This window comes from Sediminibacillus sp. JSM 1682029 (assembly GCF_041366435.1).
Taxonomy (GTDB): Bacteria; Bacillota; Bacilli; order Bacillales; family Amphibacillaceae; genus Sediminibacillus; species Sediminibacillus terrae.
Genome location: NZ_JBEWYY010000013.1, coordinates 95,141 through 106,026 on the forward strand (window position 1 = coordinate 95,141; position 10,886 = coordinate 106,026).

A 10,886-nucleotide genomic window follows, 5' to 3' on the forward strand; every position below is an offset into this window, starting at 1 on the left:
TAAAATCAACATGACACTTACAAGAACGGCATTTTCATAAGGGTAATCGATCATGCTGCTTACAACTACCAACAAGCCTAGAGGGAGGAAAAAAAACCGCCCGCCACTTTTCCTAATAACTCTTTGTTTTTTATCGCTTTTTCATTGAAACCAGCTAAAAGGCTCGTTTGTTTTTTCACCCCTACGAGATACGAAACCACTAAAAGCGCTACCCCAATAATCAGTAAACCGTAATCCATCATTTCTCCTCCTAATTCTGAATTTATAACCATTACTAGCGTTACGAAACAGCGTTCAAAAGGTTTCTTTTTTATGAAATTCCGGCAATTATTTCAAATCTACATTCATCCCCTTACCTTTGGAACAACTCGATCATTTATCCATTAACATCAAAAATTGGAGAAAGACCAGGTCGGCAATGACCTGGTCTTTCTCCGCTAACAAATATCCTATCTGCTCTGCTCACTTTTTAGCCAACTCTGCAATATAAGCAAAAAACTCTTCTGCAGCCACATCATAAACCAATTGAACCGGTCGTCCTTGTTCGTCCTCCGACGTTCTACCTTGCTTCGGAAATTCTGTATGAACCTTGCTATAAACGGTTTTCGCCTTGACTAAATCCGGATTTCCCAAGGAAGCCGTGGTCAACACATCCCATAAGTAATAAGTGGAATTTGTTTCTTCATACACAAGTGGCGGAACAGCCGCATATGCCTGCCCAAGAAAGTCGATTCCTTCATATCCGCGAAGGGCTGCCCAATCATTCCTTACTTGAGGAGTCAGCGGGACTTGCTTGGTACTTTCCAGCGCCACCATCTCGATGAACAAGCCGCTATTCCACACTCTGGCCGCTGCCTCTGGGTCCCAAAACGCATTCCATTCGGCTGTACCATCATGTTCCGGGTCTTCCACATTGCCTTTGGACTGGAAAGTTCCTCCCATCCATACCAGCTTTTCAATTTTTGCTTCAATATCCGGTGCTTCCTCCAGAGCTCTTGCCAAATCAGTCAGCGGTCCTGTGAACAGCAACGTCGTTTTTTCCGGATTGGACCGGATTTTTTCAATCATATGCTGATGGGCAGGCAAGTAACTGACTGGCGCCTTCATCATGCTTCCCTCATTCAAAATCGGGAGTGCATCTACATGGAAGGTATGCATTCTCCATTCCTTTGGAAAAGGATGCACTCCGCGAGAGTTAGACTTTGCCACCTGAGTAAACCCGCCTTTGCCAAACCGGTCGATAATCTTTCTGCTGGCACGCACTCCTGCTTCCAAATAGCCATCAGCCGGTATCACGGAGACACCAAGCAACTCGACATCTTCCATTTTCAACAATAAGTATAGGGAAACGAGATCGTCGACCCCTGCATCGTGATTGAAATAAACTTTTGTGGACATTCTTTACCCCTTCCTATCTCCCAACAGGTTACATTCATCTCTATCCTATCATACCACTTGCCAGGGCCCAGTTATTCTGCCTGCCGCAATGACACCCCTTGATCTCGCTGCTTTGATTTCGCTTGATAAAAGAAAAACAGACCCATAACTGCCACGGGAATCACGGCACAAAGCAAATAAATGTTCGGAAAATCCATATAAACGACAAGCATGCCCAAAACATAGGAGCCAAGAGCAATCCCCGAATCATATAAGGTGAAAAAAGTAGCTGTTGCATGGCCGCTGCGTTGATTGGCTGCTGTCTGGACCGCCATGGTTTGAAAACTCGGCAGCAGCGACCCGTATCCGAGACCGATCAGCGCAGCTGAAACTAATAGCATCCACGCTGAATGGGTGATGCTTAATGCAGCAAGTCCTATTGCAAAAATCAATAAGCAAGGCAAAATGACAAAGCTTGCCCCTTTCACGTCAAACGCCCTTCCCAAATAAGGCCGGGTCAAAATCATGATCATAGCAAAAACCACGAAAAAATAACTGGAAACTGCAGAAAGACCAAGAGAGCTTGCATATACGGAAATGAACGAAATGATGCTTGAGTAAGCAAAAGCCACCAGACAGCTGATAATAGCAATCGGCAATGCCTTCACCTCGAACAAATCATGAATGCTCCATCTCTGTTTACCCGCTGGTTTTGCCTTATCCAATTCCTCGGGCACATGCACAAGACAAGCGATGACTGTACCGGCGGCCATGATCAGACTGAGCGCCATGAACAGACTCAGAAACGAAGTATACTGCAACATCGTCAAGCCGATAAAGGGACCAACTACGACAGCAATGTTCATCGACATGGCAAAATAGCCAAGCCCTTCTCCTCTCCTGGCGGGAGGAATCACATCAGCGGCTATCGCGCCAGTGGCTGTGGTGACCACGCCAAACGAAAGGCCATGAAAAAAGCGAAGCACCAGCAAACCGGAAAACTCGTCTACCCACATATACAAACAGGTAGTTACTGCAAAAAGAAGGACACTGACAAGAAGTATCCGCTTTTTTCCTGCCGCTTCCAGTAATTTGCCGGAAAAGGGACGCACGATGATGGCCGAAATCAACATAATCGTGACCAACAACCCTCCTTCCGCTTCATTGCCGCCAAGTTCCTCGATCACATACATCGGCAATGTCGTCAGCAATGTATAAAAGGCGACAAACACCATAAAGTGGGTTAATGAAATACTGACAAAACTCCTGGTCCATATCGGTTGTTGCTTATCGGTCATACATCCTCACTCCTTATTCCCTACTAACTGCAGCAGCTGAAGCAGTTCGTATTGTTGTTCTTTTGACAGTCCGTTCAGCATTTCATCTTCAAAAGCTTCCATCATCTCTGCGACTTCAACCACCTTGTCGAAAGCATTTTCGGCAATCCCGATGATTTTTTCCCGTTTATCCTGTCCTTGCCTCCGGTTCACCCACTCCTTGCTTTCCAGCCGTTTAATCGTTCTCGTCACAGTCGGCGCCTCTACATGCAAATACTGCCAAATCGCCGTGAGCGTCATGGGACCATTATGATAAAGACAGAAAAGGATCGACCATTGCGAATGATAGAGTCCATATTCTCTCAATCTTTCATCCATGTGTTTATTTAAATAACGTACCTTCTGTTTTAATAAATGAATCGGCTTCTTTTCTTTCTCCAACTGCTAACACCCCTTTTATTTACCTAGGTAAATATTTTCATAAGTACTACCATACGCTTTTTCTCCCAAAATGTAAAGAGGGGAAATATAACATAAAAAAACCGGACGGGTTCGAAAAGTGGATTTCGAAATCATCGTCCAGTTTCTTGCATTTACTTCTATACATTTGTCCAGCCCCGGTTACTCAGTCGAAGCCGCCAGTCTCACGTCGTCTGTGTCCGTTTTGGTTTTTGCATCCTCGTAATAAGCGAGCACGGCATCAACGTACTTAATATCCCCGTAACAGGCATTCAACTCTTTGGATTCCTGTCGAATACAACGGAAATCAATGGTAGATTTCAATTTTTTGTACATCTTTTTCGAATAGTCAACCGCCAGGTCTTCCGAATATTTCCCACCATGGTCTTTTACATACCCGATAAAACCTCTGCCAAAATTATAGGATTGCAGAGCAAGTTTCACATCGCCGTCTGCCTCTTCCAAGACACCGGCGAAATACTTCGTCCCTTGTTTTATCGAGACCTCCGGGTTCTCAATACAGCCTCTTTCACCACAATAGCTTTCCGAAGCCTGCATCGGGTCGTTTCCTCTTCCTCCCGACTCTTGCATCATCAATGCCAATACTACTCCAGTATATTCTTCCAACTCATGCTGTTTTAAATATTCTTGCACAAGCGGTTTGTACTCTATGACTTCCTTTGACAGCTGTTTTCCCGACATTTCTGGATTACTGGTTTCATGCTGGTTCTCATAAAGCAAAAACAACACGGCAAAACAAAAGAACATACCTGCAATCACAGCCAGCGTTTTCAATCCGCTTCTTGCAAAACGGTATGATAACGAGGATTTACGAAACAGTTTCCTTTTCGGCATCTTCTATCATCCTATTTACCTATCCTTTTAAGAGATTTTTATCTCAATCTATTATATCAAAAACAGGAAAGAGTTTCGCTGTCAATACATGCCGTTCCGTAAATTCGTCATTCCATCTGTCGCAAGGTTTCAATCAATTGAGTGAATTGACGTTTGTTGGTTTCGATGGCCGATTCTAATTCCTTTTCCACATCCGCTGGCAAACTTTCCGATACGGGAGCTTTTTGTTCATACTCCCCTCCCTCTCTGTCGCTCTTCATTTCAATCAATAGCTGAAGAATAGACAAATCAATGATTTCCTTATCCGATATTTCTGTTTCATTATCGGCAACATACCGGCTGATTGCTCCGGACAAGATCGGCCAGAGTTCATGTTTTGCCAAGCCAGCCCCCTCCTTTGCATCAAATTTCCCCGCTAATGTTAAGTTGGTTCAAAGCTGTTATACCTTCAGTTTCAAGATTACAGTAGACGAAGCCTTCTACGACCATTGTATAATGGTCGTCAGCTTTCCATTTTAGCTGGAAATTGGAGAATGACACGCTTTCTCCCGGTTGCAACTCACCCTTCCCAATCCGTTTAAACCAATAATCTTCTTCGCTTTCCTGTTCCACCCGTTCCCACTCACTCAGCTGGCGCGACGAGGCATTCGAATTGGGAAGATGGTATTTACCCGAGAAATCATAAGGAACCGAAGTCCGTATCCTCAAACAAACACTAAGATCATGGACCGGCTGACTGCCTGTGTTTTTTATGTGGAAATCGCCGAACAATATGTTTTCTCTCTTTTTATGGTGGGCTGCATGCAGGGATGAAGTGAAATAACTTGTAAGCCGTGGAAATGGCAATGTCCGGTTTTGTTTTTCCTCTATCAACTGGCTTATTTGATTCAAATACGCAGCCGTCTGTTGATTCCAAGCGGTCAATTTTTCCTTTAATTCTTCATACCCAGCCAATAGTACTTCCTCCCGACACATTGTAATAATTGCTTACCATTTCCATCCTATGCAGGATGGAAGCGGAATATTAACGAGCGCGGAAATTCAAACGAATTCTGTAAAAGGCAAACTGAAGCCCGCTCCAAATCTCGCTACCACTCATATACAAAAAATATAAGGTTTATTTCAGCAATAAAGGAGCATGGAGGATGAACATGCAAGCACTTGGAATGGATAAACAAAAATATGTCTAGACCGGTGGAAGCCATCTATTTGCCGGCCTATCTGGAAAAAAGAATGATCCAGCATACCCGTGAATGTCTTCCCTTTGAAACATGCGGACTGCTAAGCGGAACATCGAACCATGTTTCTTCCATCTGGGAACTGGAAAGTGAAATCAAGCATCGCTACCGCTACTTCGTCAGTAAAGACGCAGTCGACAAAACGATGAAAGCTGTCCGGTCAAAACAGGAAGAAGTTTTAGCAATCTACCATTCTCATCCAACAGCACAGCCGGTCCCATCCAAAGAAGACATTCTCCATCATCCTGAATCGCAAGTCTGTATGCTGATTGTTTCTTTACAGGCGGAACCAGCGGTGTGGCAAGGATATACCATTGTCGACAGCCATTACTTTCACCGGCCGATCGTAGTTGTTTGAAAGAATTTAAAATGCCCAACAAGGAGTGGATACCATGAAAATCGAATACCTAAGTGGCAAAAAAGGGGTCAAAGCAGTACCAGCTCAACAAGTTGCTGCCGGAAATTATGTCGCCAAAAAAACAGGCGGATGCGGCTGTAAAAATTACGGAGTCAAGAAAGTCCAACGTTAATAACGACTTTCAGTTTTATACTCCGAAAATTTTCATTGCGCCCTTCCCGAAACAGGAAAGCAGCATATAAAGTAGTTAAGGCCATCTTTTTTCCAAAAAAAGAAAGCCACAGAGAACCGTAAATAGATTAAAGACTTATCATTTCTCTGGAGAATGAAAAAGGAAGGAGTGGTCAGTCATGACCGAACAAATCGAACGGAAGAAAACAAATAGAAGGAAGTCACGATCCAGAAGAATGCGTGCTGCAAGCGGAAAAGGATGCGGGTGCGGTAAAAGCATTCGAAAAGTAGCAAACAAAGGATAAAACAACATAACGCCAGAAACCCTAGCTGGTCATAAAGCTAGGGTTTCCTTCATTTATCGGCGTTTACTGTTCCGTCTGGCTAAGAAAAAAGCTGACCAGCACTTCCAGCAGCGAAGAGATTGCAGCTACAGCCAGAATGATGATGAGCGGCATGAACACAACCGGCCAGAATACATAACCACCATACAAACAGGCTGATGACCAAACGCCCGTACACCATTGACAACTCAATAGCTCTCCAATGAACCGGCGGACTCCTCTTCCTTTGATATAAAGAACGAATTCAGTAGTACCGTCAGCTGACGTTTCTTCCTTTTCCTCATGGAAAGGGGCCCGGATAAAACGAGCGATGTCATCATAGACAAGCAACCTTGTTAATCGGAATGCCGCCAGTCCCAGCAGACCCAGCATGAACCATGAAATCATCCGCTTCACCTCTGATCATTGTTCTCTACTATCCTATTCAACGATCAACAGATGAAATACTACATCAACAAAAAACAGGCTGTTATCCCTTTAATCGATGGTCTGCAGCATGGTCAGGGTTATTCCCTGTTGCACGGTTATTTCTTTGATTTTGGCAAACCCCCACTTTTCATAAAAGGCGATGGCGGGAAGGTTTGCCGTGCCAGTAGTGACTGTCACAGGTTTCGACTCACGGACTATCTTGTTCAGGAAAAATTGCAGGAGGGATGAAGCAACTCCCTTGCGAAAATGCGCAGGTCCAACGAACAACCTGGACAAAACAAAGCGGTCATTTGATTGTTCGAACGCCAGAGCACCAAGCAGCAGCTCATTTTCGTAATACCCAAGAAATGTTTCCCTACTGTCCTGGATGGATTCTATTGTATCTTGCAAAGGAGGGATCCCATCGAATTTTATTCGTTCAGCTTCTATCCGATAAGCCGGTATCTGCACCTCTAGCAATTGGGCTGCTGTTTCCGACTCGGTATGGTCCAAAAGGACAATCATCCCTTCACTTCCTTTTAACGTATTACTCTTACTATAGAATAAAAACGGTAAAAAGGATATAACTGAAAACCGCGAGAAGCGAAGGCAGCGAATAAGTGAAACCATTTTTTGTCCGGTCCCTTTTCAGCAACAGCAATATGGCAAAAGTGAGCAGACAGCCGACAATCGCCGTCCACATATTCATGGAGTCGCCAGCTGCCCAAATGCTTCCGTGCCGGTAAAAACCATCAGATATCGTGACCACAAAGATATTGAACAAGTTACTACCCAATATCGCTCCAATCGCCAAATTGATGTTTGCTTTCCGCAAAGCCACATAAACACCGACAGCATCAGGCAGTGACGTTGCCATAGCAATCAGCAAACTGCCGACAACCGTGGCGGAAATCCCTGTCGTACTAGCCATCCAATCGCCGGAGATGCTTAAACCACTGCCCGAGAAAAAAATGATACCTGCATAGAAAACAAATAAGGCAATTACTTTTCTCAAGGACATGGTCCCTTCCTTTTCCGGAACCTCCACTTCTTTCTTTTTATCATTCCGTTGTTTCATCGAAATAAGACTAATTCCGATAAAATAAACAGCCGCTATAACCCAGCTGGTCTGCCCGATACCAATGTAAGACTGATCAGACTGGAAATATATCGCCAGACCTGCAACACCCCCCAAAACCAAGGAAAGCAGCCCGGTATGAAAGTGATTATCCGATACGCGTAAAAACAACCGATGCTTACGAAAATAAAGATCGAGCAAAAACAATACCAGGAAGTTGAAAATAACACTCCCCAATCCATTGCCTATCGCAATATCAGCATTTCCGATTACAGCCGCAGAAACGGTAGCAGTAAGTTCCGGAAGCGACGTCGCCACTGCCAGCAGCAGGGTGCCCGCAAGCATGCCCCCAATCCTGGTTTGCCTGCTGATCATGTCGGCATAGGTCGATAGTTTAATAGCTGAGAAGACGGATAGGACAGCTGTAACAAAGAAAATAATCATCGATAGCAAAACAATTCCCCTTTACAACAAAAACTGATTTTCTTAGATACCCTTCGAGCTTTACCTGCAAACAAGTGGTATTTCTGGCGAAGGCTTTTTATTTACAATTGTTATTTCATGTATTATCATTTGTTTTTACATACTAACTAAAAGGAGGTGAGCAAACGATGAAAAGAATACACATCGCAACCATTCTCGTAATCTTTTTATCTACCTTGTCCATCTCTCTTTCTCCTCAACCCAACATCCACCCATCCAAAGGTTTTATTGATGAAAGTACTGTCTTCTTGTTCGATGCACACGTGTCTCCTGATAACGAAACAACCTCCAAAGATTCGAAAATTATCAATCTGGCGCTTCTGGCTTTTCTTACAGCCGCATTCGGAACGGTTTATCATTTCATCAGGAAACGGACAGCCATTAAGCAGTGGTATCCACATTATGTGACCGTCTTTTATCAGTCCTCCTATTTCCGCAACCATCGCTTCGACCTCAGAATCCTTTAAATATAGGAGGTTGATCAGTGATGTTTGCATTGGTGCGCTTTTTATTGATCGGAGCTTTTTCATTTTCCGCTATTTGCCTTTTCACCTATCAGGGAATTGAAATCTTCCATTCCATCCGTACATTTTTTAAATAAAATCATCTAATAAACGCCCTGACACAGGGAAGGAAACATAAAGAGCAGGGAGTCGTTCAACGAACACCCTGCTCTTTTAGTACAAAAAGACTATTTTGGCAACAAGGAAAAATAATTCGCCTTTCTTTATTGCAAATGATTCTCATTATCATTTATAATGAAGAGGTAGTACACTTTCCTATGCTTACTTTTACAGAAGTAAAAGGTACTCTTTTGAACGTGATGGCTTTTGTTACCCCCCAATATAATAATTGTTTCATCCCCCTTGAGTACCTTGATCTTCTTTTAAGACTGTCGGTTAGACAGTCTTCTTTTTTGACTTGTCCCTTCCTGCAACTTTTCCTTCTCTTATCAACACGTTCCCTCAATCGATAATTTTTCCGGGATTATGCATAGTGGCCGCTTATGAAACGTATAATCTACCGATTAGAATGATTAATTATTTAAAATTATTATAATTAAACATTGATTTTTAGTAGATTTATATTATAATTATATTTGTACTAAGTTAAGGAGAGGTGTTATATAGATGGCAAATGATAAAAGATACTTAACAAATGCTGCTGGAGCTCCGGTTGGGGACAACCAGAACTCCATGACTGCCGGTCACCGCGGACCGACATTGATTCAAGATGTACACCTGCTTGAAAAACTGGCCCACTTCAACCGAGAAAGAGTGCCAGAGCGTGTCGTCCATGCGAAAGGTGCCGGAGCTCATGGCTACTTTGAAGTCACAAACGATTTATCTAAATATACAAAAGCTGCTTTCTTACAAGAAGTAGGCAAACAAACCCCGATGTTCATCCGCTTTTCCACGGTTGCAGGTGAACTGGGCTCTGCTGATACAGTTCGTGATCCACGGGGCTTTGCTGTCAAGTTTTACACAGAAGAAGGCAATTATGATTTAGTGGGCAACAATACGCCTGTCTTTTTCATCCGCGATGCAATCAAGTTCCCGGACTTCATCCATACACAAAAACGCAATCCGGCAACACACTTGAAAGATCCGAATGCAGTTTGGGATTTCTGGTCCCTGTCTCCTGAGTCACTGCACCAGGTAACAATTTTGCATTCTGACCGTGGAATTCCTGCTACCTACCGCCATATGGATGGTTTCGGAAGCCATACGTTCAAATGGACGAATGCCGAAGGTGAATCTGTCTGGGTAAAATATCACTTTAAAACTAACCAAGGCATTAAAAACCTGGATACGGACTTGGCTGCTAAACTTGCCGGGGAAAATCCGGATTATCATATCGAGGATTTATATAATGCCATCGATAACGGCGACTTCCCTGAATGGACTGTCTACGTTCAAATCATGCCGATTGAAGATGCCAATACCTATCGTTTCGATCCGTTCGATGTCACAAAAGTATGGTCTCATAAAGACTATCCATTAATCGAAGTTGGAAAAATGGTGTTGAATAAGAATCCGGAAAACTACTTTGCAGAAGTAGAACAGGCAACGTTCTCTCCAGGAACATTGGTACCCGGCATTGAGCCGTCCCCGGACAAAATGCTGCAAGGCCGTCTGTTCGCCTATGCGGATGCTCATCGTTATCGTGTCGGCGCCAACCACCAGGCATTGCCGATCAATCGCTCTCACGCTGAAGTAAACAACTATCAGCGCGACGGTCAAATGCGCTTTGACGGAAACGGCGGCGGTTCCCTTAACTACGAGCCAAACAGCTATGGTGGACCGCAAGAAGCACCTGAAACCAAACCGGCGGCTTATGAAGTTTCCGGAGTGGCAGACAGCGTAGCTTACGATCATAACGATCACTACACACAAGCCGGTGACTTATACCGCTTATTGAGCGAAGAGGAGCGTACTCGTCTTGTGAACAACATCGTCGAGGGCATGAAGCCTGTTGAAAAAGACGAAATCAAGCTACGCCAAATCGAGCATTTCTTCAAAGCTGATCCTGAGTACGGGACTCGCGTAGCTGAAGGTCTTGGTTTGTCAGTACCTGTAAAAGCATAAGCAACAATCAATATCTAATCCATTCCACATTGCTTGCCGCCCATTTTTGGGCGGCTTTTTTTATGAAAAGATAAAAAAGGGGACGCTGTGCCTTAGATGTGGAGGCTCTAACATGACGGTGATTGGCTCTATACTGAATGTGGTGGTGTCCCCTGTTGTGATGGGTGTTCCTGCAGTGTGCAACTCATTCCCTCTCTCTTTGTTACCCTAAAGTTGCTGACACCAAAGGAAAAAGAGAGGGATATGAGTG

At 43.9% G+C, this 10,886-nt stretch carries 14 protein-coding genes; 4 read left to right on the top strand and 10 right to left on the bottom strand.

Translation table 11 applies throughout. From position 1 onward, the window contains the following. Window positions 1-77 precede the first annotated feature (77 nt). The 7 genes from ABVF09_RS17685 to ABVF09_RS17715 form a co-directional block, all read right to left on the bottom strand. Window positions 78-239 (bottom strand): DUF3784 domain-containing protein, encoded by a 162-nt coding sequence (locus ABVF09_RS17685; RefSeq protein WP_371069759.1) that lies wholly within the window; start codon window positions 237-239, stop codon window positions 78-80. 223 nt (window positions 240-462) lie between these two features. After that, window positions 463-1,398 (bottom strand): nucleoside hydrolase, encoded by a 936-nt coding sequence (locus ABVF09_RS17690; RefSeq protein ID WP_026571477.1) that lies wholly within the window; start codon window positions 1,396-1,398, stop codon window positions 463-465. 71 nt (window positions 1,399-1,469) lie between these two features. Continuing rightward, a complete protein-coding gene (locus tag ABVF09_RS17695) occupies window positions 1,470-2,675 on the bottom strand; it encodes an MFS transporter (protein WP_371069760.1) in 1,206 nt (401 codons plus the stop codon). A gap of 6 nt (window positions 2,676-2,681) precedes the next feature. Then, a complete protein-coding gene (locus tag ABVF09_RS17700; protein WP_371069761.1) occupies window positions 2,682-3,095 on the bottom strand; it encodes a MarR family winged helix-turn-helix transcriptional regulator in 414 nt (137 codons plus the stop codon). 180 nt (window positions 3,096-3,275) lie between these two features. Next, window positions 3,276-3,968, bottom strand: a complete 693-nt coding sequence (locus ABVF09_RS17705) for a lysozyme family protein (RefSeq protein WP_371069762.1) — start codon at window positions 3,966-3,968, stop codon at window positions 3,276-3,278. A 107-nt stretch (window positions 3,969-4,075) separates the two neighbouring features. Continuing rightward, window positions 4,076-4,351 carry a hypothetical protein gene (locus tag ABVF09_RS17710; RefSeq protein ID WP_026571480.1) on the bottom strand — a complete coding sequence of 92 codons (276 nt, stop codon included), beginning with the start codon at window positions 4,349-4,351 and terminating at the stop codon, window positions 4,076-4,078. Between the two features lie 19 nt (window positions 4,352-4,370). Beyond that, window positions 4,371-4,922 carry a hypothetical protein gene (locus tag ABVF09_RS17715; protein WP_051381975.1) on the bottom strand — a complete coding sequence of 184 codons (552 nt, stop codon included), beginning with the start codon at window positions 4,920-4,922 and terminating at the stop codon, window positions 4,371-4,373. 228 nt (window positions 4,923-5,150) lie between these two features. On the opposite strand from ABVF09_RS17715, the gene ABVF09_RS17720 reads away from it, so the two are divergent. After that, window positions 5,151-5,564 carry a M67 family metallopeptidase gene (locus tag ABVF09_RS17720; protein WP_152525497.1) on the top strand — a complete coding sequence of 138 codons (414 nt, stop codon included), beginning with the start codon at window positions 5,151-5,153 and terminating at the stop codon, window positions 5,562-5,564. Window positions 5,565-5,598: 34 nt separating this feature from the next. Then, window positions 5,599-5,736, top strand: coding sequence for a hypothetical protein (locus tag ABVF09_RS17725; protein WP_155911891.1), 138 nt, complete (start codon window positions 5,599-5,601; stop codon window positions 5,734-5,736). Between the two features lie 367 nt (window positions 5,737-6,103). On the opposite strand, the gene ABVF09_RS17730 is transcribed toward ABVF09_RS17725, so the two are convergent. The 3 genes from ABVF09_RS17730 to ABVF09_RS17740 form a co-directional block, all read right to left on the bottom strand. Further along, a complete protein-coding gene (locus ABVF09_RS17730) occupies window positions 6,104-6,466 on the bottom strand; it encodes a DUF1360 domain-containing protein (RefSeq protein ID WP_026770940.1) in 363 nt (120 codons plus the stop codon). Window positions 6,467-6,556: 90 nt separating this feature from the next. After that, entirely contained in the window at window positions 6,557-7,012 is a 456-nt protein-coding gene (locus tag ABVF09_RS17735) for a GNAT family N-acetyltransferase (RefSeq protein WP_026571482.1), read from the bottom strand. Between the two features lie 31 nt (window positions 7,013-7,043). Further along, entirely contained in the window at window positions 7,044-8,009 is a 966-nt protein-coding gene (locus ABVF09_RS17740; protein ID WP_037328941.1) for a sodium:calcium antiporter, read from the bottom strand. 167 nt (window positions 8,010-8,176) lie between these two features. On the opposite strand from ABVF09_RS17740, the gene ABVF09_RS17745 reads away from it, so the two are divergent. Both ABVF09_RS17745 and katA read left to right on the top strand, forming a co-directional pair. Then, window positions 8,177-8,515: a hypothetical protein gene (locus tag ABVF09_RS17745; RefSeq protein WP_153464936.1), complete on the top strand. Its 339-nt coding sequence runs from the start codon at window positions 8,177-8,179 to the stop codon at window positions 8,513-8,515. 663 nt (window positions 8,516-9,178) lie between these two features. Next, entirely contained in the window at window positions 9,179-10,636 is a 1,458-nt protein-coding gene (gene katA / locus ABVF09_RS17750) for a catalase KatA (RefSeq protein WP_026571485.1), read from the top strand. Window positions 10,637-10,886: the final 250 nt, after the last annotated feature.